Raw genomic sequence first — 24,779 nt, forward strand, 5'->3', positions numbered from 1 at the left:
GAGGTTTCGCCCCATGACGTCCAACAGCCTGCGCGACGCCGACATCGCCTACGCGCTGCACCCCTATACCAACGCCGTCGCCCACGAGCAGTCGGGCCCCATGGTCGCCGTGCGCGGCAAGGGCGTGCGCGTCTACGACGACGCCGGCAAGGACTACATCGAGGGCATGGCCGGCCTGTGGTGCACCTCGCTCGGCTTCGACGAGCCGCGCCTGGTGGACGCCGCCAAGCGCCAGATGGAGGCGCTGCCGTTCTTCCACATGTTCAACCACAAGGCGCACGAGCCGGGTATCCGCCTGTCGGAAACCCTGGTGCAGATGGCGCCGGTGCCCATGTCGAAGGCCTTCTTCTGCAACAGCGGGTCGGAAGCCAACGACACCGCCGTGAAGATGATCTGGTACTACCACAACGCCATCGGGAAGCCGGAGAAGAAGAAGATCATCGCCCGCCTGCGCGGCTATCACGGCGTCACCGTCGCCGCCGCCAGCCTGACGGGCCTGCCGCTGAACCACCGCAGCTTCGATCTGCCCATCGACCGCATCCTGCACACCTCCTGCCCGCACCACTACCGCTACGGCGAGGCGGGCGAGACCGAGGACGCCTTCGCCGACCGCATGGCCGCCGACCTGGAAGCGCTGATCGAGCGTGAGGGGCCGGAAACCATCGCCGCCTTCTTCGCCGAGCCGGTCATGGGCGCCGGCGGCGTCATCGTGCCGCCGAAGACCTACTTCGCCAAGATCCAGCCGATCCTGAAGAAGCACGACATCCTGTTCGTCGCCGACGAGGTGATCTGCGGCTTCGGGCGCACCGGCAAGATGTTCGGCAGCGAGACCTTCGGCCTCGAGCCCGACATCATGACCATGGCCAAGGCCCTGTCGTCGGCCTACCTGCCCATCTCGGCCGTGCTCATCAACGAGAAGGTCTACCAGGGCATCCGCGGCGAGACGGGCAAGATCGGCTCGTTCGGCCATGGGTATACGTACAGCGCCCACCCGGTGGCGGCCGCCGTCGCCAACGAGACGCTGGCGATCTACGCCGAGCGCGACATCCTGGGCCACGTCGGCACCGTCGGCCCGCGCATGCAGGCCCGCCTGCGCCGCCTGGCCGATCACCCCCTGGTGGGCGAGGCGCGCGGCGTCGGCCTCATCGGCGCTGTCGAGCTGGTGGCCGACAAGGCGACCAAGGCCAACTTCGATCCGTCGCAGGCGGTCGGTCCGCGCGTCGTCAACCACGCCCAGGCCAACGGCGTCATCCTGCGCGCCATGGCCGGCGACATCGTCGCCTTCTCGCCGCCGCTGGTCATCAGCGAGGCCGAGGTGGACGAGATGTTCGACCGCTTCGAGCGCGCCCTGAACACGGTGACGGAAGAAATCGGCGCCCCCGCCTAATCCGCCGCCGGCACCGACCGAGCAAAACGCCCCGCGGGATCGATCCCGCGGGGCGTTTTCCGTTCCAGCGTCAACCCCGTCGCCGCCGCAGGGCGCCGAGGCCGAGGAGGCCGCCGGCGAGCAGGGCCACCGTTCCCGGCTCCGGCACCTGCAGCGGGGCCAGGAAGGCCGCCAGCGTCAGGTGCGACAGGGTGGGGGTCTGGCCGCCGCCGTTGGTCCAGCCGATGGCGAAGGTGCCGCTGCCGCCGGTGGAGCCGAAGGGGGTGTAGAGGCTGTCGAACAGCCAGCTTCCGGCATCCGCCGTCGTCTCGCCGTTCTGCGCGCCGACCCGGTTGGGGTTTCCGCCGGTCTGCGCCGATCCCGCCTTCAGGATGACGGCGAGGGTGACGTTGGCCGGCAGGGTGTCGGCGGGGTTGGCGACCCAGCTGATGCTCCAGCCGGTGCCGGTGGTCTGGATGCCGGTGATGACGAGGCCGCCGAGGTCGACGTTCAGCACGACGTCACTGCCGTTCCATTTGCCGACATCGATCAAATGGTCGCCCCACAGGGCGCGCAGCACGTCCATCTCGCTGTTGGTGCCGAGGGTCGTCTTGGCCTCCTTCACCCCGAAGGCCCCGTAGCAGTCGCTGGCGTCGGCGGCCCCCGCCCCGACGTCGATGTTCAGCTGGCTGGTGGAGACGGAGGCGGAGCCGCCGCCGTCGCAGTAGAGCGAGCCGTCGACGAACGCCGCCTCCGCCGCCGCGAACGGCAGCATGGAGGCGAGCAGTCCCCCCAGGACGGCTGCCGAGGTCATGGTGCGCATTTCTGTGCGTCTCCCTGATGTACCCGCAGGTCATCTGCACGGGTTCGCACCGGTAGACAGCAACGGTCGTGCCAGAGCCACCGCCGGCTGGGAGCGCAAGCATTTCCCCGCATATCCGGGAACGTCGGAGAAGCGCCGCCGCCCGCACTGTAACCGGCGACGACAGGGTCGCCGCGCGGCCGGGGGGGAGCCTGCCCCCGCCGGCGTGAGCCTTTGGCCGAACGATCATCGCCCTTTCGTCGCGCGGCACCCCATGGCACCGGCACCGAAGCAACCAGGACGGAAGGTCGGGCGCGTCGGCAGCCGGCGGGAGAGTGTCAGAACCGGCGACTCGTCCGCCCGAGGTACCCCTTACCGCCAGCGGCCGTCGCGCGTCAGGTCGTCGACGATGTCGAACAGCAGCCCGCGCACCGCCGCCGCGGCGATGGACAGCGGCCGGTCGGCCGGGTGGGCGAGCTGGATGGTGCGCTCGATGGTCGGCGCGGTGATGACCGCCCCGGCGAGCCGCCCCTCGTCCAGTTCCCGCGCCGCCACCCGGCGCGACAGGATGGTGTAGCCGGCGCCGCCCTCGACCAGCGCCTTGATGTGCTCCAGCGCGTCCAGTTCCAGAATCACGTTGAGCCCGGCGCCGGTCGCCCGGGCCGTGCGCTCCACCTCGCCGCGCAGGCCGTGCGGCGGGCCGGTAAGGATGAGCGGCAGGGCCGCCGCCTCGGCGAAGGCCAGGCCGCGCGGGCCGGCGGCGGAGAGCAGCGGGTCGCCGCTCGGGCCGATCACCCACAGGTCTTCGTGCGCCAGCGGAGTCAGGGTCAGGCGCTGCGGGTTGTCCACGTCGAACACGATGGCGAGGTCGAGTTGCCCCGCCCGCAGCCATTCCAGCGTATGACCGGACAGGCCCTCGGCGATGCGCAGGGTCACGTCGGGCAGTGCCCGCCGCACCGCCAGCGCCAGCGGCACCGTCAGCACCATGCCGAGCGACGTCGGGATGCCCACCGCCACCGGCCCCGACGGCGCCGCCTCCGCCCCGCGGATGTCGTCGCGCAGGGTCTCCACCTCGGCCAGGATGCGGCGGGCATGGGCGGCGAGGCGCGCGCCCTGCTCGGTCGGCACCACGCCGCGGGCGGTGCGCAGCAGCAGCTCGACGCCCAGTTCCTCCTCCAGCGCCTTGACGTGCGCCGACAGGGCCGGCTGCGCCACCCGCAGGCGCTCCGCCGCGCGGGTGAAGGCACCCTCGTCGCAGATGGCGAGGAAATAGCGGAGCTGGCGGAGATCCATGGGCGCGTCCCGTCCTGGTGACCTGGCGAACCTATCCCGATTCCTTCACCCCGACAAGCGAGCCATAACTTTCCCCTATGACTCGCATCGCAACTCCGTCTTTGATCCCCCTGCCCGGCCGCGCCATCCTCGGACCCAGGACACAGACATCCGTTCGGAGAAGCCGGAGCCATGACGCCGTTCACGTGGGAAGACCCGTTCCTCCTCGACCAGCAGCTGACCGATGAAGAGCGCATGGTGCGCGACAGCGCCTATGCCTACTGCCAGGAGAAGCTGCAGCCGCGCGTCACCAGCGCCTTCGAGGACGAGCGCTTCGACCGCGAGATCATGACCGAGATGGGCGAACTCGGCCTGCTCGGCCCGACCATTCCGGAAGAGTACGGCTGCTCGGGCGTCAGCCACGTCGCCTACGGCCTGATCGCCCGCGAGGTCGAGCGCGTCGACAGCGGCTACCGCTCGGCCATGTCGGTGCAGTCGTCGCTGGTCATGCACCCGATCTATGCCTACGGCAGCGAAGAGCAGAAGAAGAAGTACCTGCCCAAGCTCGCCACCGGCGAGATGGTCGGCTGCTTCGGCCTGACCGAGCCGGACGCCGGTTCCGACCCGGGCAGCATGAAGACCCGCGCCAAGAAGGTCGACGGCGGCTACCTGCTGTCGGGCTCCAAGATGTGGATCACCAACAGCCCGATCTCCGACATCGCCATCGTGTGGGCCAAGACGGACGCCCACGAAGGCAAGATCAAGGGCTTCATCGTCGAGGCCGGCTTCAAGGGCTTCTCGGCGCCGAAGATCACCCAGAAGGCGTCCTTGCGCGCCTCCATCACCGGCGAGATCGTGCTCGACGAGTGCTTCGTGCCGGAAGAGAACCTGCTGCCCAACACCAGCGGCCTCGGCGGCCCGTTCGGCTGCCTCAACAAGGCCCGTTACGGCATCGCCTGGGGCACCATGGGTGCGGCGGAAGACTGCTGGCACCGCGCCCGCCAGTACACGCTGGACCGCAAGCAGTTCGGCCGCCCGCTGGCCAACAACCAGATCATCCAGCTCAAGCTCGCCAACATGCAGACGGAAATCGCGCTCGGCCTGCAGGCCTGCCTGCGCGTCGGCCGCCTGATCGACGAGGGCAACTGGGCGCCGGAGATGATCTCGCTCATCAAGCGCAACAACTGCGGCAAGGCGCTGGATATCGCCCGCATGGCCCGCGACATGCACGGCGGCAACGGCATCAGCCTCGAGTTCCAGGTCATCCGTCACATGATCAACCTGGAAACCGTGAACACCTACGAGGGCACGCACGACGTCCACGCCCTCATCCTGGGCCGCGCCCAGACCGGACTGCAGGCCTTCACCGGCTAACGCCGAAGAAGCGCCTGCGAAACGCGGCGGGGCGGCCCAACCCTGCCCGGCTTCCCACGGGTCGCCCCGCCGCGTTTACTCCCCTTCCGCCAGTCCCGGAGATCCCCGCGCCATGACCGGCCCGCTGTCCCACGTCCGCGTTCTCGACCTGAGCCGTGTCCTCGCCGGACCCTGGGCCGGTCAGATGCTCGCCGACCTGGGCGCCGAGGTCGTCAAGGTGGAGCGTCCCGGCGCCGGCGACGACACCCGCGGCTGGGGCCCGCCGTTCCTCAAGAACGAGGCCGGCGACGACACCTCCGAGGCCGCCTATTACCTGTCGGCCAACCGCGGCAAGCGCTCCGTGACCATCGACTTCACCCGTCCCGAGGGGCAGGAGCTGGTGCGCAAGCTGGCCGCCGAGTGCGACGTGGTGATCGAGAACTTCAAGGTCGGCGGTCTGAAGAAGTACGGCCTCGACTACGCCGCGCTGAAGGCGGTGAACCCGGCGCTGGTCTATTGCTCCATCACCGGCTTCGGCCAGGACGGGCCTTACGCCCACCGCGCCGGCTACGACTTCATGATCCAGGGCATGGGCGGGCTCATGAGCCTGACCGGCGCGCCCGACGGCGCCCCCGGCGGCGAGCCCATGAAGGTCGGCGTCGCCATCACCGACATCTTCACCGGCATGTACGCCACCTCGGCCATCCTCGCGGCGCTGACGCACAAGGAGCGCACCGGCGAGGGCCAGCACATCGACATGGCGCTGCTCGACGTCCAGGTGGCGACGCTCGCCAACCAGGCCATGAACTACCTGGCCGGCGGCATGATCCCGAAGCGGCTCGGCAACGCCCACCCGAACATCGTGCCCTACCAGGCCTTCCCGACGGCCGACGGCTACATCATCCTCGCGGTCGGCAACGACGGCCAGTTCGCCCGCTTCTGCGAGGTCGCCGGCCGCCCGGAACTGGCGCAGGACGCCCGCTACACCACCAACCGCGGCCGCGTGCAGAACCGCGACACCCTGGTGCCGCTGCTGTCGGAGACCATCCGCGGCAAGCCCTCGGCCTTCTGGCTCGACAGCCTGGAAGCGGCCGGCGTGCCCTGCGGCCCCATCAACACCCTGGACCAGGTCTTCGCCGACCCGCAGGTGGTCCATCGCGGCATGAAGGTGAGCGTGCCGCACCCGACGGCCGGCCACGTCGATCTGGTGGCCAGCCCCATGAAGTTCTCGGCGACGCCGGTTTCCTACGACCGCGCCCCGCCCACCCTCGGCCAGGACACCGACGCCGTGCTGGACGGCCTCGGCGTGTCGCCTGACGAGCGGGCGCGGCTGCGCGAGGCCGGCATCGTCTGACCCCGAGGCCCTGACAGACCTCCCTAGGGCTCCCCCCGCGCGATGATCCGCGCAAACCTTCGGCGTCCTCCCGCCCTACCGGGAGGACGCCGCTTTCTTTTTGTTCATCTGGTTGCCTCTCTGTATTTACGACTTTCGGATGCGGCGGCATGATGACGGGATGCGTATCACGTCCTGGAGCCTGCGCACCCAGACCGCAATAGCCCTCGCGCTGCTGATGGTGCTCCTCACGACGATCCTGACCGCCTGGGTCGGACGTCTCGCCGGCACACGCCTGACCGCCGAGATCGGGCAGTCGCTGTCCGAAACCACCTTCCAGATGGCGGAGAAGCTCGACCGCACCATGTGGGCCCGCGTCAGCGAACTGCGCGCCTTCGCGACCCTGCCGGCGCTGCGCGATCCGGCCGGTCGCCCCGGCGAGGCGCGGCAACTGGTCGACGGCCTGCAGGACGCCATCCCGCTGTTCTCGTGGATCGGCTTCCTGTCGCCCGAGGGCGTGGTGGTGGCGGCCAGCGACGGCCTGCTCGAGGGGCAGGACATCTCGCAGCGCCCGGTCTACCGCCAGGGCAAGGACGGCCTCTTCGTCGGCGACGTGCACGACGCCAAGCTGCTGGCGAGCAAACTGCCCGACCCCGACGGCCGCCCGGTGCAGTTCGTCGACATCGCCATGCCGGTGGACGCCGTCGGCGGCGGCCACTCGGGCGTGCTCACGGCGCACCTGAGCTGGCGCTGGGCGGAAAGCATCGAAGGCACCTTCATGGTGCCGCTGCGCGAGCGCATCGGCGTGCAGCTCTTCGTCGTCGGCGTCGAGGGAACGGTGCTGCTCGGCCCCGACGCGATGCGCGGCGACACCCTCGACCTGCAGGCGCTCGGCCGGGCCGCCGGCGGTGACAACGGCTGGATCATCGAGACCTGGCCCGACGGCGAGGACTACCTCACCGGCTTCGCCCTCGGCATGGGCCATGACGACTACGACGGCCTCGGCTGGCGGGTGGTGGCGCGCCAGCCGGTGGCGGAAGCCCTGGCGCCCGTGCGCACCCTGCAGCGCGACATCTTCCTGGCCGGCCTCGGCTTCGCCGCGGCCTTCGCCGTGCTCGGCTGGTACGCGGTGGGGCCGCTGACGGCGCCGCTGCGCCGCATCGCCGAGGCCGCCGACGGCATCCGCAAGGGCGACGGCCGAGAAATCCCGCGCATCGACGGCGCGCACGAGATCACCAGCCTGTCGCTGTCGCTCCGCGCCCTGCTCGACTCGCTCCTGGACAGCCGCCGCGACCTGCGGGACATGGAGGATCGCGCCCACAGCGACCCGCTCACCGGCCTGCCGAACCGGCTCGGGCTTGAGACCTGGCTGGCGGAGGCGACGGCCCGCTGCCGACGGGAGAGCCGCGGGCTGGCCTTCCTCGCCTTCGACCTGGACGGCTTCAAGCGGGTCAACGACACCATGGGCCACGGCGCCGGCGACGAGCTGCTGCAGGAAGTGGCGGCGCGCCTGCGCGGATCGCTGCGCGGCAACGACGTGGTCGTGCGCCTGGGCGGCGACGAATTCCTGCTGATCCTGGAAGGGCCCGCCTCCGCCGCCGAGCATCAGGCGGAACTGGTGGCGGCACGCCTCATCCAGGCCCTGAACGAGCCCATCGAGACGAGCGACGGCACGGCGCGCGTCGGCTGCTCCATCGGCATCGCCTTCTGGCCGCACGACGGCGAGAACCCCGACGACGTGCGCCGACGCGCCGACGAGGCCCTCTACGCCGCCAAGGCCGCCGGCAAGAACCGCGCGGTGGTGCACGGTTCCGCCGCCGACGGCCGGGTCGCCCGCAGCGCCTGACGGCGCCGGCGCCCCTGGGTCACTCCGCCGTGGTGAGCTTTTCGTAGGCCGCCATCGCCTCCATCACCGCGATGTCGAACAGGCGGCCGCCGTGGTCGGCGCTCGCCAGCGACGGGTCGGAGCCGATGCGGCCGTCGGGATGGACGGCGCGGTAGTGTTCCGGACCGTGGAAGGTGTGGTGCGGCGCCACCGCCGGGTCCAGCGGCGCGGCCAGAACCGGCGCGTGGTCGGGGTAGAGGAACTGCATCAGGCTGATTTCGGTGCAGGTGGCGTGGCTGCCTTCCGCGGCGCCGAAGGCCTCGTCGGCATAGGCCTTCACCTGCGCGCCCGACCACCAGTTCTGCACGCCGAAGCGCACGGCGCCGGCCGCCGCATCGCCGCTCTGGCGCAGCTCGGCATGGATCTCGTACCACGCCGACTGCAGGGTCGGGATGTTGCCGCCATGGCCGTTGACGAACAGGAAGCGGCGGAAGCCGTGCGCCGTCAGCGCCATGACGTAGTCGCGGATGACCGCGATCAGCGTCGACGGGCGGTAGGTCATGCTGCCCGCGAAGGCCATATGATGCACCGCCATGCCGATGTTGATGGTCGGCCCGACCATGGCCCCCAAACGCTCGCCGGCGCCGATGGCGATGGCTTCCGCGCAGAGCGCGTCGGTGCCGATCAGGCCGCTCGGCCCGTGCTGCTCGGTGGAGCCGATGGGAACGATGATGCCGGTGGACGTGCCGAGGTAGCCCTCGACGTCGGGCCAGGTGCGAAGCTGCAGACGCATGGTGCCTTTCCGATGAACCGCGGGGGAGATGCCGCCGTACAGACGGCCGATCCTGCCTTCTGCCTACCACGCGGCGGGAGCCGTGCAAAGGGCCACCCCGGCCGACTGTCGACAACAACAGCGACCCCGCCGCCATGACCACCCCTGCCCCCGCCTGCCGAACGCTCCGCCTGGTGTTCGGCGATCAGCTGTCGCCCGACCTGTCCGCCCTCGCCGACGTCGATGCGGCGGGCGACGTGGTGCTGATGGTGGAGGCGGTTGAGGAATGCACCCACGTCCCGCACCACCAGCGCAAGATCGCCTTCTTCCTGTCGGCCATGCGCCACTTCGCGGCCGAGCTGGAAGCGGGCGGCCTGCGGGTCGACTACCGCCGCCTCGACGCGCCCGATGCCCTGCCCTCCTTCGGCGAGTCCCTGGCCGACGCCGTCGCCCGCCACCGCCCGGAGCGGGTGGTGCTGACCGAGCCGGGGGAATGGCGGGTGCTGGCGGCGGCGAAGACCTGGCAGGACCGCCTCGGCGTGCCGGTGGAGATCCGCCCCGACACCCGTTTCCTGTGCTCCATCGCCGAGTTCCAGCGGTGGGCCGGCGGGCGCAAGCAGTTGCGCATGGAATACTTCTATCGCGAGATGCGCCGCCGCCACCGCATCCTGCTCGACGGCGCCGGCGAGCCGGTCGGCGGCCAGTGGAACTACGACGCCGACAACCGCGAGCCGCTGCCCAAGGGTCTCATCCCGCCCGACCCGCCGACCTTCGCCCCCGACGCCGTCACGCGCGACGTTCTGGCCCTGGTGGCGGAGCGTTTCGGCGGCCACTTCGGGCGGCTCGACGGCTTCGCCATGGCGGTGACGCGGGCCGATGCGGAAGCCCTGCTCGACCACTTCCTGGAACACCGGCTACCGCTGTTCGGCCGCTACCAGGACGCCATGAAGCAGGGCGAGCCCTTCCTCTACCATTCGCTGATCTCGGCGGCGCTCAACGTCGGGCTGCTCGATCCGTTGGCGGTGTGCCGGCGGGCGGAGGAGGCCTATCTGGCCGGCGCGGCGCCGCTCAACAGCGTGGAAGGGTTCATCCGCCAGATCCTGGGGTGGCGGGAATACGTGCGCGGCGTCTACTGGACCTTCATGCCGGGCTATGCGGCGCGCAACGCCCTGGGCGCGCACCGGCCGCTGCCGCGGTTCTACTGGACCGGCGAGACGGACATGAACTGCCTGCGCCAGGTGGTGACGGAAACCCGCGACCATGCCCACGCCCACCACATACAGCGCCTGATGGTGACGGGCAACTTCGCCCTGCTGGCCGGGGTCGATCCGGCGGCGGTGAATGCGTGGTACCTCATGGTCTATGCCGATGCGGTGGAATGGGCGCAGCTGCCCAATACCCACGGCATGGCGCTGTTCGCCGATGGCGGCCTGCTCGGCTCCAAGCCCTATGCCGCCAGCGGCAAGTACATCGAGCGCATGTCCGACTACTGCGGCCGCTGCCGCTTCACGCCGAAGCGGCAGGTGGGGCCGGACGCCTGCCCGTTCAACGCGCTCTATTGGGACTTCATCGCCCGCACCCGCGCGCAGCTGGCCGGCAACGCCCGCATGACCATGATCCACCGCTCGCTGGAGCGCATGGACCCGGCCAAGGTCGCCGACCTGCGCCGCCATGCCGAGGCGGTGCTGGCGGGGCTGTACGCCGACGCCTGACGCCGCCGCCCCTGCCCCGCCGCCGCCTGGGCGTCAGCCCTTCACCGGCACTGTGTAGTTGAGCGCGAGGCGCCCGCCGTCGGCGTAGATGCACTGGCCGGTGACGTAGCTGGCGTCGTCGCTGGCGAGGAAGACGGCGACCGAGGCGATCTCGTCGGGCTCGCCGACCCGGCCCATGGGCGTGCGGCTCATGATCTTGTGCATGGCGGCCTTGTCGCCGGCCACCGATTGCAGCACCTCGGTCATGATGGAGCCGGGACCGATGGCGTTGACGCGGATGCCCTTGTCGGCCAGCGCGAGCGCCATGACCTTGGTCAGCTGGTTGACGCCGCCCTTGGACACCACGTAGGGGGTGATGGACGGAATGGCCATGACGGCATTCACCGACGACATGGTGATGATGGACCCGCCCTCGCCCTGGGCCGCCATCTGGCGCGCCGCCGCCTGGCCGCACAGGAACACGCCCTTCAGGTTGATGCGCAGGACGCGGTCGAAATCCTCTTCCTCCAGGTCGAGGAAGTCGGCGGCGTGGACGATGCCGGCGTTGGCGATCATGACGTCGAGCCGCCCGTAGGCGTCGACGGTGTCGGCGATCAGCGCGTCGACCTCCTTCTTGGCGCCGACGTCGCAGCGCACGAACAGCGCCTCGCGGCCCTCGTCCTGCAAGGTGGCGGCGGCGGCCTCGCCGCGTTCCTCGTTGACGTCGGCGAGCACCACCTTGGCACCCTCGGCGGCGAAGCGGCGGGCACATGCGAGCCCGATGCCGGCCGAGGCGCCGGTGACGATGGTGACCTTGCCGGAAAGACGCATGTTCTGAACCTCCGTTTACCTGTGAACGAAGGCCCATGATGCCGCATCGCGGCAGGCCCTGTCAGGGCCATTGCCGACGAAAACCCCGCCGGATCCGTCAGCGCGGCGTGCGGTCGCCGCTGGCGCGGGGGGCGGAGATGACCAGGAAGCGCACCTCGGCGGCCGAGTCGTTGCGGATCTGGTGCGCCTGCTTGGGCGACACGTGGATGCCGTCGCCGGCCTTCAGCGCATAGGTCCGGTCGGCGACCGCCATCACCGCCTCGCCCTCCAGCACATAGAAGTACTGGCGGGCGAAGGTGTGGCTGTGGCGCTGCTCGGCGGCGCCGGGGGGCATGACCTCCTCGATCACCGTCAGGTCGTTGCCCTCGAGCAGGCGCCAGCCCATGCTGCGGTTCGGCCCGTCGCCCCAGTAGTAGCTTTCCGCCGCCTCGCGGTTCATCACCAGCGGCAGCGGGCCTTCCTGGTCGCGCAGGGCCTTCTTCTCCGGGTCGATCTTCGCCATGGCGCGGATGGTCTCCTTGCGTCGGTCAGCGGTGATCGGCGCCGACCGCGTCGGCCACCGAGGCGAAGCCGTCCGCCTTCAGGCAGGCGGCGAGGTCGGCCTTGATGGCCTGCACCAGCGGCGGACCGCCGTAGATGAACGCCGTGTAGAACTGCACCAGCGAGGCGCCGGCGCGGATCTTGGCATAGGCGTCGCGGCCCGAGCCGATGCCGCCGACCCCGACGATGGGGAAGCGCCCCTCCGTCGCCCGCCACATGCGGCCGAGCAGCGCCGTCGAGCGCACGAACAGCGGCCGGCCCGACAAGCCGCCGGTCTCGCCCTTGTGGCCGGAGCGCAGCGACTCGGGCCGCTCGATGGTGGTGTTGCTGACGATCAGGCCGTCCACCCCCTCGGCGCAGACCACGGCGGCGATGTCGGCCTCGTCCTCCGGCGTCAGGTCGGGCGCGATCTTCAGCAGCAGCGGCGGCGCGCCCGTGGCCGGCAGGGCCGCCTTGGCGCGGCGCAGCAGGTCGGTCAGCGGCTCGCGGCCCTGCAAGGCGCGCAGGCCCGGCGTGTTGGGGCTGGAAACGTTGAGCGTCAGGAAGTCCGCCACCGGCGCGAGGCGGCGGATCAGCACCTCGTAGTCGGCGGTCGGGTCGTCGGTTTCCTTGTTGCGGCCGAGGTTGACGCCGACCACCGTGCGCCCGCCGGCGCGGCGGCGGGCGGCCAGACGCTCGGCCACCGCCTCCATGCCGTCGCTGTTGAGGCCGAAGCGGTTGATGACGGCGGCGTCCTCCTCCAGCCGGAAGACGCGCGGCCGCGGGTTGCCGGGCTGCGGCTTGGGCGTCACGCCGCCCACCTCGACGAAGCCGAAGCCGAGCCGGCCGAGGGCGTCGGGGCACTGGGCGTGCTTGTCGAAGCCGGCGGCGAGCCCGACCGGGTTCGGAAAATCGAGCCCCCACACCCGTGTCCGCAGGCACGAGTCGTCGGGGCCGGAGGCCGCCGGCACCAGGCCGCGCGCGAGCGCCGCAACGGCCAGACGATGGGCGGTTTCCGGATCGAGGCGCCGCACCAGCGGCCAGGCGAGGTCGTAAAGCGTCGACATGGCGGGACATTAGCCGTTCACCCCCGGCTTGACCAGACGGGGCGTGACCGCCCTGCCGACCCTACCGAAAGTCGATACAACATCGGTCGAAAGTTTTCCCTTTGGTGTCAGGGCGCGAAAATGCCATAAACAGAATGTGGTGGGGCTTACCCCGTTGGACCGTGAGGGGGAAGACATGCCGCTTCTGGCGTGGCGGGACGCACTGAGCGTCGGCGATCCTGGTATCGACGGCGATCACAAGAAGCTTATCCAGTTCGTGAACGATCTGCAGGACGCCATCGACGGCCGCAAGAACGACCGTGTCGTCGGCAAGATCATCCTGGAACTGGTGCAATACACGAAAGACCACTTCGCCCGCGAAGAGCTGGTGATGAAGGGCGCCGGGTACCCGGACTACGAGCGCCACCGGCAGATCCATCGCGCGCTCACCCGTCAGGTGCTCATCATGGCGGAGAAGTACGTCCGCACGCCCACCGACGAGGTGAAGCAGGAACTCATCGACTTCCTGGCGGCGTGGCTGGTCGAGCACATCATCAAGGAAGACCGCAAGCTCGGCGCCTATCTGCACGGCAAGCGCGTCTGGGTGTGACGGCGCCGCCGTCCCCCGTTTGCCACGGCGGACGGTTCCGGGTATCAAGGGGATCCGGCGACCGGTGGCGGGTCGCCCGACCAGAGAGACCGCGCGCCCCGTGCCCACCCTCAAGGCCCTCATCTTCGACCTCGACGGCACCATCGCCGAGACCGAGGAGGCCCACCGCGAGGCCTTCAACCGCGCCTTCACGCAGGAAGGCGTGCCGTGGCGCTGGGACGCCCCGACGTGGTCGGGCCTGCTGGAGATCGCCGGCGGCCGCAACCGCCTGACCGCCTGGCTCGCCGCCAACCGCCCCGAACTGCTGAAGGGCGAACAGGCGCCCCTGCTGCTCGATCGCCTGCACGGCGCCAAGGACCGCCTCTACCGCGAGATCCTGGAGGCCGGCGAGATCCCCCTGCGCCCCGGCATCCGCGCCCTGGTCGCCGAGGCGCGCGCCGCCCGCCTGCGCATCGCGCTCGCCACCACCAGCCGGCGGGCCATCGCCCGGCGCGTGCTGGAGCGCTGCCTCGACCCGCAGGCGCCGGAGTGGTTCCACGCCTTCCTCGGGCACGAGGACGCCACCTACCGCAAGCCGCACCCCGACATCTATCGCCGCGCCGCCGCCCGACTGCGGCTGCAGCCCGAGGAATGCCTCGCCATCGAGGACAGCGCCATCGGCGTCGCCAGCGCCGTCGGGGCCGGCGTGCCGGTGCTGGTGACGGTGACGCCCTATTCCGAAGGCCACGACTTCGGCGGCGCCGTCGCCGTGCTGTCGGACCTGGGCGAGGCGCAGGCGCCCTGCCGCCTGCTGGAGGCCCCGTCCGACCTGTCGCCGCCGCCGCCCGCCCGCACCGACCTCGCCACCCTGCGCCGCTGGCATCGCCAGGCGGTGAAGGCGAAGCGCGCCGGCCGCGCAAGCCTTTCGTAACCCTTTTCCTCTATCCTTCGCTCTAGGCCCTTCGATTTCCATAAGGATCGATGGACGGACCCGCTTCCCCTTCGGTACAAGAAGGGAGCGGAAAGTGAGGGACGCGGGGTTGCCGGACTCGACGGAAGTCAAGCGCGGGTGCAGGGCCGCCGCCATGGCGGCTGCGGTGCTGCTCGTCTGCGCCCCGGCCGCCGCCGTCGCCCAGCAGGCCCCGGTGACCGCGCCGACGCCGGCCCCGGCCGCCGCCGCTCCCGCAGCGGCCGCCGCCACCGAAGACCCGGCCTTCGGCGTGCTCGAAGACCCCGACGACCTGCCGCCCCCCGACGTGCCCGCCGACGCCGCCCCCGAGGCCCTCGCCACCGGCGAACGCTGCCTCGCCGAGGCGGAGCGCCAGGAACGCGCGCTGGAAATCCCCGCCGGGCTGCTGCGCGCCATCATGCTGGCCGAAAGCGGCCGCTGGGACGGCACGGCCAAGGCCCTGCGCGCCTGGCCGTGGACGCTGAACATCGCCGGCGCCGGCAGCTACCACCCCACCTCCGACGACGCCCGCGCCCGCGCCGCCCAGGCCCTGCGCGAGGGCATCCGGCAGGTGGACATCGGCTGCATGCAGGTGTCCATGGCGTGGCACGCCGGCGGCTTCCAGACGGTGACGGAGGCGCTCGACCCGGTCGCCAACGTGTCCTACGGCGCGCTCTACCTGCGCCAGCTCTACGATCAGCACGGCGACTGGTCGGAGGCGGTGCGGCGCTACCATTCCGGCGACCCCGCCCGCGGCGAGGCCTACCTGCGCCGCGTCGTGCGCCTGTGGCAGGGCGGCGACGGCGCCGGCGAGAGCAGCACCGCCGCCGGCCGCGTCGTCACCGCCGACCGCCGCGACAGCCCGCACCACAAGGCCGCCGCCGCGCTGGCCGCCGGCGACGGCACCACCGCCCGCACGGTCTACCTCGGCATCCTGGAGCGCAACCCCGACGACCGCACGGCGCTGGCCGGCCTCGCCACGGCGCACGAACGGCTGGGCGAGCCAACCGCCGCCGTCTCGGTCTGGCGCGACTACCTGGGGCGCGAGCCGGGCAGCGAGCAGGCCGCCCGCAACCTCGTGCGCCTGACCCTGCCGCTCGGCCTCGCCGAGGCCGACGTGCTGCTGTCCGACGCCGTGCGCGGCGCCCCCGACAACCCCGTGCTGCTCGATGCGCTGGCCCGCCGCCGGCTGGACGCGGGCGACGCCGAAACGGCCGCCGCCCTGTTCGCCCGCGCCGCCGCCCTGGCGCCGGAAGACCCGGCGCTCGCCTACAACGCGGCGGTGACGCTGGACCGGCTCGGCCGGCCGCGCGCCGCCATCCGCGCCTACGAGGCGCTGCTCGGCAACCACGGCCGCAACCCGGTGGCGCAGGCGACCCTGCCGCTGGATGCGGCGCGCGACCGTCTGGTCTGGCTGCGCGGCCAGGGCCTGCGGCCATGACACCCCGGAAGAACGGCGGACGACGATGAGCGACCAGCAGCTGGAAATCACCGATCTCCTGGCCTTCACGCATCAGCAGGGCGGCTCCGACCTCCACCTCATCGCCCAGCGCGAGCCCATGCTGCGCCTGTCGGGCGACCTGCGGCCCATCAAGACCGGCGCCCTGTCGCAGGACACGGTGAAGCAGATGCTCACCTCCATCATGACGGAGGAGCAGCGGGCGGAGTACGAGCGCGAGCAGGAAATCGACTTCGCCATCAGCTTCGGCCGCGAGAGCCGCTTCCGCGTCAACGCCTTCAACACCATCACCGGGGCGGCGGCGGTGTTCCGCACCATCCCGACCAAGGTCCCGAGCCTGGAACAGTTGAACGCGCCCGAGATCTTCAAGAAGTTCGCGGAAAAGGAAAAGGGCCTCGTGCTCGTCACCGGGCCGACCGGCTCGGGCAAGTCGACGACGCTCGCGGCCATGATCAACCACATCAACGAGACGCAGAACAAGCACATCCTGACCATCGAGGACCCGGTGGAATTCGTCCACGACAGCAAGATGTCGCTCATCAACCACCGCGAGGTCGGCAAGCACACCAAGTCCTTCGCCCGCGCGCTGAAATCGGCGCTGCGCGAGGACCCGGACGTCATCCTGGTCGGCGAAATGCGCGATCACGAGACCATCAGCCTCGCCCTGACGGCGGCCGAGACGGGCCACCTGGTCATGGGCACCCTGCACACCAGCAGCGCCGCCAAGACCGTGGACCGCATCATCGACGTCTTCCCCGGCGAGGACAAGGAGATGGTCCGCGCCATGCTGGCCGGCTCGCTGCAGGCCGTGGTGTCGCAGAAGCTCATGAAGAAGGTGGGCGGCGGGCGCGTCGCGGCGCACGACATCCTCATCGGCACCGACGCCGTGCGCAACCTGATCCGCGAGAACAAGGTGCCGCAGATCTATTCCATGATGCAGGTCGGCCAGCGCTACGGCATGCAGACCCTGAAGGACGCGGTGCAGAAGCTGGTGGACCAGGGCATCGTCGACGCCAAAGAGATGGAGGCCTTCGCCAAGGGCGACGACCAGTTGCAGCAGGCCGCCGCCGCCGCCCCGGCCCGGCCCGCCGCCGCCGGCCGCCCGGCCGCGCCGCCGCCGCCTCCCCCGCCGCCGCCGAGCCACTCCGCCCCGCCGCCGCCGCCCGCGCCCGCCGAGCCGCAGCCCGAGCCCGCCGCCGCCGAGGCCGGCGCCCCGCGCGGCAAGCGCGGCGGCCTGCGGTCGTTCTTCAACTAGGGCCGGGAGCGCCGCGCCATGATGCTCGACTACCTGCACGCCTGGCTGACCGACCTGTCCGGCCCCGACGGCTCCGACCTCTACATCACGGTGGGCGCGCCGCCCATCCTGCGCGGGTCGGGCTTCAAGCCGCTCATCGACCAGCCGCTGCAGCTGGGCCACGTGCAAGGCATCCTGAACGAGCTGCTGACCGACGCCCAGCGCGCCGCCTTCGAGGCCGAGTGCGAGTTCAACATGGCCTACATGATCGAGGGCACCGGCCGCTTCCGCATCAACATCTTCCGCCAGCGCGGCCTGCCGGGGCTGGTGATCCGCAAGATCACGACGGAAATCCCGACGCTCCAGCAGTTGAACCTGCCCGACCAGCTCTATGCGCTCGCCAACGAGAAGCGCGGGCTGGTCATCATGGTCGGCGGCACCGGCTCGGGCAAGTCGACCACGCTGGCGGCCATGATCGGCCAGCGCAACCACTCGGCCCCCGGGCACATCATCACCATCGAGGACCCGGTGGAATACGTGCACGAGCACGGCCAGTGCATCGTCACCCAGCGCGAGGTGGGCAGCGACACCCACACCTTCGAGTCGGCCCTGAAGAACGCCCTGCGCCAGAAGCCCGACCTCATCCTGCTCGGCGAGATCCGCGACCATGTGACCATGGAATACGCCATCAACATCGCCGAAACGGGGCACCTGTGCCTCGCCACCCTGCACGCCAACAACGCCAATCAGGCGCTGGACCGCATCCTCAGCTTCTTCCCGCAGGACATGCACAACCAGGTGCTGCTGAACCTGTCGCTGAACCTGAAGGCCCTGCTGTCGCAGCGCCTGGTCCGCACGGTGGACGGCAAGCGGCGGGCGGCGCTGGAGATCCTGCTCAACCAGGGCCTGGTGAAGGACCTCATCCGCAAGGGCGAGGTGAAGGACATCAAGAAGGTCATGGCCGACAACGCCGCCAACGGCATGCTGACCTTCGACCAGTCGCTGCTCGCCCTGTTCAAGGACGGCGTCATCGACGAGGAGACGGCCATGGCCGAAGCCGACAACGCCACCGACCTGAAGCTCGCCATGCGCGAGGCGCGGATGGGCGACGGCGCCGGCCTCGGCAGCGTCGATACCTCCCGCCTGACGCTCTAGCGGCGCCGCCGTCATGGCCGCGGCGGACGGAGGGCGGTCGGCGGCGCAGACTGTGGTGCTGGTGCTGCTGCTCGGCGTCTTCGCCGTGGTGGTGGGCATCAGCGGCCGCGACATGCTGGACCTGACGCGCCAGTTCACCACCCGCCAGGACCTGGAAACCCTGCGCACCCTGGTGCTGCTCTACCGCACCCGCCACGGCGCCCTGCCCGGCGACGACCCCCGCGGCGTCGCCGGCGGCGAGGCAGCGGCGGAGGTGACGGGGGTGCGCGGCAACGGCCGGTGGGACGGCCCGGCGCTCGACCTCGCCCGGCCGGAGCGGTCGGAGGCGGTGGCCGCCTGGGCCGACCTCGCCCGCGCCGGCCTGTGGCAGCCGGACGAAGACCGCACCGCCGCCTTCGCGCCCGTGCCGCACAACCGTTTCGGCGGGCTGACCCTGTTCGCCGACGGGCTGATGGGCCTCGGCCCGGCGCTGTGCCTGACCAGCGTGCCGGCGGCCGATGCCCTGCGGCTGGACGCCCGCATGGACGACGGCGACCCCGCCACCGGCGCCCTGCGCGCCGGCCTGCCGGACGATGCAGAAACCGCCGCCGGGGCCGCCGCCGTCAACCGGCAGTTAAGGACCGGCATACTACCATCGGACGGACGGCGGGCGGTGGTGCTCTGCCTGGACCTCGCGGGCGGATGAGCAAGGCCGCACCCTCCGACGCAGGCGGGTATGACCTATCGCATATGCCGTGGGGGTGGATCGAATTGACGGAAAAGTCATCTATAATATGTGGAAGTTGAATCGCATCAGGAGTATGCCGTAGCCGATGGATCGGCTGCGGCGCGATTGCGCATTCACGCCCGATGAACCGCACTTTCCCCGCCTGTTGGGGGGCCGCCGCGCCGGACGCGCCGGCGGTGAGGGAATAGGAGAGAATGGTGAAGACTATGGACAAGACCGCGCCCCGCGGCGACGCCAATGCGTCCCAGAAGGGCTTTACCCTGATCGAACTGTCGATCGTGCTGGTCATCATCGGCCTGCTGGTCGGCGGCGTGATCAAGGGCAAGGACCTGATCGACAACACGAAGACGACGAAGTTCATCCAGGAAGTGCAGGCCTATCAGGACGCCATCACCGCCTACGAAGAACGGTACGGCGCTGATCCGTTCAACGATACGCTCCAGCGTTTCGGCGAGGCGAACAATACAGACAGCGCTACCGCGACGCTCCGCCTGCGGATTGCCGGCCTAATTTCTCTCGCCCCTGGCGCCAACACTCCGACCAACGCCGTCGCTTTGCATGTCTTCAACGACAGCATCACCTTCCTCGCTGGCAACGTGATGGCCGGCACGGCCACCAACCTCGGCACGGCTAACGACACGCTCGTCTGCTTCGAAGGTGTACCTTCGGAGGCCGCCGCTGCCGCCGACACCAAGTATGATGATGGCGTCGCCAACACGGGCAACATCCGTGCCGCCACCGAAGCAACCGCTGGCACTGCCGTTACGGCCACGGCGACGGCGTCTTTCGGCACCAACACCGCAACTGTTTGCGCTCTCGCCAACTAAACGCTGGAAGCGGAATGACATTCTCTCGTGAGATAGCCTCATCTCCGCATGGAAGCCGGACTGCATCGCAGTCCGGCTTCACCCTCATCGAAATGGCGATCGTGCTGGTCATCATCGGCATCGTCGTCACGATGAGTTTCGACTTCACGCAGGACTTCATGCGCAACCGGCGTATCCAGCAGACGGAAGTCAAGCTGGCGACGATCCAGGAAGCGCTGGTCACCTATGCCTCGCAGTTCCGCCGCCTCCCCTGCCCCGCGAACGGCACCGCCGTCACGGGGCAGGAGGACCGAAGCATGAACGGCACCTCCGTCGCCTCCTGCGGCACCGGCACCAATGCCAACCAGGCGCGCGGCGTGGTGCCCTGGACGGTGCTCGGCCTGTCGCAGGAAAGCGCCATCGACGGGTGGGGCAACTTCATCACCTATCGCGTCGACGTGACCGCCATGCCGACCTCGGCCACGACCTGCCTGCCCGTCCGCTCGCCGGCGGCCTCGGAAGGCATGAACCTCGCCGGCTGCGACCCGTCGACGGCCGGCGCCATCGCCGCCCGCCTGGAAAACGTCGGGTTCTACGTCGACCGCGACACCTCCACCGGCACCCCGGACAACCTCGTCGCCGACCCGCGCGCCGGGATACTCACCGGCGCCGCCTATGTGCTGATCAGCCACGGCGAAAACGGCTGGGGCGCCATCAGTGCCTCCGGCGCCGTCAATACCGCGCCGACGGATGCGCGCGAGGTGCGCAACACCGCCGCCGCCCCGGCCATCCCCGGCACCGGCAACGCCTATGTCGACGGCGAGCCCGGCAGCTTCGACGACCTCGTCCGCTTCGCCACGATCATGCAGGTGGCGACCCGCGCCCGCCTCGGCCCCCGCGCTCCCTGACCGTTAGGCTGTCCGCCATGCGCCCCCGCCGCCCCGCCGCCCCTGCCCGCCACAACCGCGAAGCCGGCTTCACCATGCTGGCCATGGTGGTGGTGGTCGGCGCCATCGGGGCGCTGATCCTGGTCAACCAGGTGCTCGGCTCGGCGCAGCGGGAACAACGCATGCAGACGCGCACCCGCGACGACATGGGCGCCGTGGTCGATGCGCTGGTGGCCTATGCCGCCACCCACAACCGCCTGCCCTGCCCCGACACCACCGCCTCGCCCGACGGCGTCGCGGAAACCACCTGCACCGCCGCCGGCAGCCAGGCCAACGGCGTCGTGCCGTGGATCACCCTCGGCCTCGGGCCGGAAGACGCCGGCGACCGCTGGGGCAACCTGCTGGCCTACCGGGTGGAGCCCGACTTCACCGCCACGACCCCGACTCAGTCCCTGTCGACCCGCTACGGCGCCACCGGCACCACGACCGGCTTGACCGTCTGCCGCACCGACAGCGCCCCTTGCGGCGCCGCCGACCAGATCGTCGGACCGCTGGTCACCGGCGACCGCCCGGCGGGCGCCTTCGTGCTGGTCAGCGCCGGTCCTTCGGGCCGCGGCGGCATCACCGCCGCCGGCGCCGCCACCGGCGCCCCGCCGGCCGGCGGTCGCGAGGCCGACAACCTGACCACGCCGCCCACCACCTACTACGACCTGCCCTTCACCACCCGCACCGCCGCCGGCGCCGAACTCGACCCGGTGACCGCGACGGCGCACTTCGACGACATCGTGGAAACGCTGTCGCTGCAGGAGGTGATGGAGCGCGCCGGACTCCTGACGGGCAGCGGCGCGGCGACGCCCGGCAACCCGTCCATCGCCGGCATGATCGACTTCTCGCCGAAGCCGCTGCAGTCGGTGAATGCCGCCACGGGCGCCTTCGACGGCTGGACCGCCACCAACAACTACACCCAGCGCGGCTATCTGCCGCAGGTGGACGCCGCCACCGGCATCATCGCCTTCGAGGACACCCGCACCCTCAACAACGGCCAGCAGAACCAGGACCACCGCGCCTGCATGTGGGCGCAGCACGCCCTGAAGCTGAAGGAGTCGGTGGTCCGCGCCTATTTCGACATCGCGTTCGAATACGACACCCTCGGCACCCGCAAGCACGGGCTGGTGTTCGCCATGCTGCCGTGGGAACTGCCCACTCGGCGCGACGGCTACTACGGTATCGAGCGCTGCGGCCAGGAAGGCGACTATCTCGGCTTCGCCTCGCAGAACCACAGCAACGTCGGCATGCGGAACCTGTATGAAACCGGCGAGTTCACCGGCAACCCGTCGGACTTCCGGCAGGTCATGCCCTTCGGCGTGGAACTGGACGTGTGGCGCTCGCGCGGCAACATCACCGGCCGCAGCTTCTACGACCCGCAGGCCGCCGAGACCAGCGACCGCAACCACGTCGCCGTGGTGATCGACAACGTCTATCACAACCCCAACGACGGGGCCGACACCGCCGCCAACGCCGAATGCCCCGACGCCGGCTCCACCGCCTGCGTCGTCCCCCAGAGCAGCGCCGCCGCCGACCGCCTGTGGCTGGAGCGCGGCACCAACCAGTGGGCCTCGGTGCGTGTGGAGGTGGAGGACGACACCACCGCCTGCTCCACGGGGCAGATCCACGTCCGGTCCTGGGTGTGGCCGGCCGGCGTGACCAAGCAGGACGGCTACGACGACCTGACGCAGAACTTCGGCGCGGAAGACGCCAACGCCGAGCGCGCGTCCTATTGCGTCACCAAGCCGACCCGCACCGTCTCCATGGGGTACGACTGGACGCCCGCGTCGTGGGATGCGGTGCGCGTCGGCTTCACCGTGGGCTCGCCGGGCGAACCGGCGGAACGGTCCAACCCGCGCCTGCGCAACTTCGTCGCCGGGTCCTTCCCCAAGTGGCCGGCGCGCCCGGAAAGCAGCGCCGTCACCAGCGCGCAGTCGCAGGAAATCTTCAACGACCGCTTCGGCACCAGCGGCAGCAGCTCGCTCAACTGGACGATCCTGAACGACGCCGGCGCGCAGTCCAACGTCGGCCACAGCAGCATGAGCTGGCTGGCGGCGCCGAGCCTCGGCTTCGAGATCCTGAGCTACCGCGGCGAGCTGGTCACCACGCCCTCCACCGGCCGCTGGCAGCAGGGCTTCGGGGTGCGCGGCGTCGGCGGTGCCGTCAGCGAGTGGGACATCCCGCCGCTCGACAACATCGCCAACGCCGCCGACCGCGACGGGCCGGGCACGGAAGAGGCGTTGAGCTTCCACTTCGACGCCCTCTACGGCAAGACGCGCCTGCTGCTCGGCAGCCTGTCGGATACCGAGCGGGCGCGCGTCGTGGTCTACCAGGGCGGCAACTACGCCAAGCGGGCCGAGTTCCAGGTCACGGGCTGCAACGCCAGCTACGGCAGCGTGGTGAACCTCGACCCGGCGATCCTGTTCGACAGCGTCTACGTGGAGCCGCTGCCGGCCGGCGCCGACGGGCTCGGCACCGCCACCAGCCTCTACGTGCGCTCGGTGAGGGCCTGCGGCGACGGCGTGGCCGACTGCGCGCTGGACCTCGCCCTGCCGCCCGCCGATGCGGGCTGGATGACCACCTGCACCGCCACCGCCATTTCGGTTCCCAACACGCCATGACCGCTCCGCCCGCCCCCCGCCGCCGCCGCACCGCCGGCTTCTCGCTGCTCGAGACGGCCATCGTCATGGTGGTCATCGGCCTGATCCTGGCCGGGGCGTCGCAGTGGGGCGGCAGCGTCATCCGCGGCGACCGCGACCGCGACACCCAGGCGCGGCTCGACCGCATCGAACAGGCGCTGATCGACCACGTCATCGTCCACGGTGCCCTGCCCTGCCCGACCCAGGTCTACTCCACCGGCGGCCCGCCGACCGGCCTGTCGTCGGGGCCGCAATCCAACAACCGCTGCATCGGCGAGCAGGTGCGCGGCGTGGTGCCGTGGCGGCCGCTCGGCCTCGCCATGGACGACGCGCTGGACGGCTACGGCCGCTTCATCACCTACCGCGTCTACGACAACGAAACCGCCGCGCTGGACGTGAAGGAAAGCCTGGTCAAGGACGGCGCGCTCAACATGCGCTACTGCGACAGCTCGGTCGCGGCCAATACCGATACTTCCGTCAATGCCGACAGTTGCCCCGAGGGCGCCGGCGTCTCCACCGAGGAGTTCCTGCGCAACAAGGGCATCTCGCTGCGCGTCTCCGCCACCGGCGCCTTCGTCGCCGACCGCACGGCCGGCACGGGCGCGGCCTATGTGCTGATCAGCCACGGTGCCGACGGCGCGCTCGCCTACGACAGCCAGGGCCAGCAGGTGCCGGCCGACGGCAATGCGACGACCGAGGAAGCCGCCAACGCGCCCACGGTCGCCTGGGTGCCGCACAACGCCCTGATGGCGCCGCCGCGCGGCAATTTCGACGACATCGTCCGCTGGCGCACCATCCTGCAACTGGCGGAAGCCGCCGGCATGGGGCCGGGCACGCCGCCACCGCCGGACGCCGCAGCCCCGACGCCGACGCCCACGGAACAGCCCGTGCTGGCGCAGCAGGCCATCGCCGTGCCCATCACCCGCAACTCCCTGCTGCCCTACCTGCCGACGCTGCCCAACAGCCTGAACAACTACAACAGCGGCGTGAACGCCGTGTCGTTCCAGGGCGGCACCATCGACACGCTGGGCGGCAACGTCGGCATCGACAACCGCGGCATCGGCGTGTGGTGGGAATCGCACTACGGCGGCAACCCGGCGGAAATCGGCGGCAACGAGACGCTCGGCATTTCCTTCGACGACCACTTCACGCGGGCGCGCATCGTGATGTCGCTGTTCAACGGCCAGGACCGCTACGTCGTCAGCTTCTTCACCGGCTCGAACCTGGTCGGCCGCGTGCGCCTGTCGCCGCACTCCGGCAGCCGCGGCGGCCAGGGCTCCTACTTCGTCGGCGTCAATGTCGGCGACCTGCCCTTCGACCGCATCGAGTTCCGGGCGGAAAACACCAACACCAGTTCCTTCGTCCACCGGCTGGACGTCTGCCCGGCCGTCGGCGACCTCTGCGACCAGACGCCGACCGGCCTGTCGTCGGCCAACAACAACGCCGGCGTCCTGACGCCGCTGCCGTGAGGCAGGACCG

21 protein-coding genes are annotated in these 24,779 nt (G+C 70.6%); 15 read left to right on the forward strand and 6 right to left on the reverse strand.

From position 1 onward, the window contains the following. The first annotated feature begins 13 nt into the window (after positions 1-13). Positions 14-1,387: an aspartate aminotransferase family protein gene (locus CRP50_RS20225; protein WP_097281007.1), complete on the forward strand. Its 1,374-nt coding sequence runs from the start codon at positions 14-16 to the stop codon at positions 1,385-1,387. Between the two features lie 70 nt (positions 1,388-1,457). On the opposite strand, the gene CRP50_RS20230 is transcribed toward CRP50_RS20225, so the two are convergent. Together CRP50_RS20230 and CRP50_RS20235 are read right to left on the reverse strand one after the other, a co-directional pair. Beyond that, entirely contained in the window at positions 1,458-2,189 is a 732-nt protein-coding gene (locus CRP50_RS20230; protein WP_097281008.1) for a PEP-CTERM sorting domain-containing protein, read from the reverse strand. 351 nt (positions 2,190-2,540) lie between these two features. Further along, positions 2,541-3,461 carry a LysR substrate-binding domain-containing protein gene (locus tag CRP50_RS20235; protein WP_097281009.1) on the reverse strand — a complete coding sequence of 307 codons (921 nt, stop codon included), beginning with the start codon at positions 3,459-3,461 and terminating at the stop codon, positions 2,541-2,543. Between the two features lie 171 nt (positions 3,462-3,632). On the opposite strand from CRP50_RS20235, the gene CRP50_RS20240 reads away from it, so the two are divergent. The 3 genes from CRP50_RS20240 to CRP50_RS20250 all read left to right on the forward strand — a co-directional run bounded on the left by CRP50_RS20240 (position 3,633) and on the right by CRP50_RS20250 (position 7,972). Then, positions 3,633-4,814 carry an acyl-CoA dehydrogenase gene (locus tag CRP50_RS20240; protein WP_097281010.1) on the forward strand — a complete coding sequence of 394 codons (1,182 nt, stop codon included), beginning with the start codon at positions 3,633-3,635 and terminating at the stop codon, positions 4,812-4,814. Between the two features lie 112 nt (positions 4,815-4,926). Then, entirely contained in the window at positions 4,927-6,147 is a 1,221-nt protein-coding gene (locus CRP50_RS20245) for a CaiB/BaiF CoA transferase family protein (RefSeq protein WP_097281011.1), read from the forward strand. Positions 6,148-6,307: 160 nt separating this feature from the next. Continuing rightward, entirely contained in the window at positions 6,308-7,972 is a 1,665-nt protein-coding gene (locus tag CRP50_RS20250) for a diguanylate cyclase domain-containing protein (protein ID WP_097281012.1), read from the forward strand. Positions 7,973-7,991: 19 nt separating this feature from the next. On the opposite strand, the gene CRP50_RS20255 is transcribed toward CRP50_RS20250, so the two are convergent. Next, positions 7,992-8,744, reverse strand: a complete 753-nt coding sequence (locus tag CRP50_RS20255) for a creatininase family protein (RefSeq protein WP_097281013.1) — start codon at positions 8,742-8,744, stop codon at positions 7,992-7,994. A gap of 134 nt (positions 8,745-8,878) precedes the next feature. On the opposite strand from CRP50_RS20255, the gene CRP50_RS20260 reads away from it, so the two are divergent. Continuing rightward, entirely contained in the window at positions 8,879-10,435 is a 1,557-nt protein-coding gene (locus tag CRP50_RS20260; RefSeq protein WP_097281014.1) for a cryptochrome/photolyase family protein, read from the forward strand. A 33-nt stretch (positions 10,436-10,468) separates the two neighbouring features. Here the strand turns inward: CRP50_RS20260 and CRP50_RS20265 are convergent, their stop codons facing one another. The 3 genes from CRP50_RS20265 to CRP50_RS20275 all read right to left on the reverse strand — a co-directional run bounded on the left by CRP50_RS20265 (position 10,469) and on the right by CRP50_RS20275 (position 12,831). Next, complete coding sequence (locus CRP50_RS20265) at positions 10,469-11,245, reverse strand: SDR family NAD(P)-dependent oxidoreductase (protein WP_097281015.1); 777 nt, start codon at positions 11,243-11,245, stop codon at positions 10,469-10,471. Between the two features lie 97 nt (positions 11,246-11,342). Next, a complete protein-coding gene (locus tag CRP50_RS20270) occupies positions 11,343-11,747 on the reverse strand; it encodes a cupin domain-containing protein (protein WP_097281016.1) in 405 nt (134 codons plus the stop codon). 25 nt (positions 11,748-11,772) lie between these two features. After that, positions 11,773-12,831 carry a quinone-dependent dihydroorotate dehydrogenase gene (locus tag CRP50_RS20275; protein ID WP_097281017.1) on the reverse strand — a complete coding sequence of 353 codons (1,059 nt, stop codon included), beginning with the start codon at positions 12,829-12,831 and terminating at the stop codon, positions 11,773-11,775. Positions 12,832-13,006: 175 nt separating this feature from the next. Between CRP50_RS20275 and CRP50_RS20280 the strand changes: the two genes are divergently transcribed. The 10 genes from CRP50_RS20280 (at position 13,007) to CRP50_RS20325 (ending at position 24,769) form a co-directional block, all read left to right on the forward strand. After that, on the forward strand, positions 13,007-13,420 hold the full coding sequence (locus tag CRP50_RS20280; RefSeq protein WP_097281018.1) for a bacteriohemerythrin: 414 nt from the start codon (positions 13,007-13,009) through the stop codon (positions 13,418-13,420). A 100-nt stretch (positions 13,421-13,520) separates the two neighbouring features. Then, positions 13,521-14,330 (forward strand): HAD-IA family hydrolase, encoded by an 810-nt coding sequence (locus CRP50_RS20285; RefSeq protein WP_176525278.1) that lies wholly within the window; start codon positions 13,521-13,523, stop codon positions 14,328-14,330. A 154-nt stretch (positions 14,331-14,484) separates the two neighbouring features. Next, complete coding sequence (locus tag CRP50_RS20290) at positions 14,485-15,789, forward strand: lytic transglycosylase domain-containing protein (protein ID WP_097281020.1); 1,305 nt, start codon at positions 14,485-14,487, stop codon at positions 15,787-15,789. Between the two features lie 25 nt (positions 15,790-15,814). After that, positions 15,815-17,062: a type IV pilus twitching motility protein PilT gene (locus CRP50_RS20295; RefSeq protein WP_097281021.1), complete on the forward strand. Its 1,248-nt coding sequence runs from the start codon at positions 15,815-15,817 to the stop codon at positions 17,060-17,062. Between the two features lie 18 nt (positions 17,063-17,080). Next, positions 17,081-18,196, forward strand: coding sequence for a PilT/PilU family type 4a pilus ATPase (locus tag CRP50_RS20300; RefSeq protein ID WP_097281022.1), 1,116 nt, complete (start codon positions 17,081-17,083; stop codon positions 18,194-18,196). A 13-nt stretch (positions 18,197-18,209) separates the two neighbouring features. Beyond that, positions 18,210-18,881 (forward strand): hypothetical protein, encoded by a 672-nt coding sequence (locus CRP50_RS20305; protein WP_141415209.1) that lies wholly within the window; start codon positions 18,210-18,212, stop codon positions 18,879-18,881. A gap of 248 nt (positions 18,882-19,129) precedes the next feature. Beyond that, entirely contained in the window at positions 19,130-19,750 is a 621-nt protein-coding gene (locus CRP50_RS20310; RefSeq protein ID WP_176525279.1) for a type II secretion system protein, read from the forward strand. Positions 19,751-19,764: 14 nt separating this feature from the next. Further along, positions 19,765-20,637, forward strand: coding sequence for a prepilin-type N-terminal cleavage/methylation domain-containing protein (locus tag CRP50_RS20315; RefSeq protein ID WP_097281025.1), 873 nt, complete (start codon positions 19,765-19,767; stop codon positions 20,635-20,637). A 17-nt stretch (positions 20,638-20,654) separates the two neighbouring features. Next, positions 20,655-23,282 carry a type II secretion system protein gene (locus CRP50_RS20320; protein WP_097281026.1) on the forward strand — a complete coding sequence of 876 codons (2,628 nt, stop codon included), beginning with the start codon at positions 20,655-20,657 and terminating at the stop codon, positions 23,280-23,282. Further along, positions 23,279-24,769 (forward strand): type II secretion system protein, encoded by a 1,491-nt coding sequence (locus CRP50_RS20325; protein WP_097281027.1) that lies wholly within the window; start codon positions 23,279-23,281, stop codon positions 24,767-24,769. Before CRP50_RS20320 ends, CRP50_RS20325 begins: the two co-directional genes overlap by 4 nt. Positions 24,770-24,779 lie beyond the last annotated feature (10 nt).

The organism is Caenispirillum bisanense (genome assembly GCF_900230255.1).
Classification (GTDB): Bacteria; Pseudomonadota; Alphaproteobacteria; order Rhodospirillales; family Rhodospirillaceae; genus Caenispirillum; species Caenispirillum bisanense_A.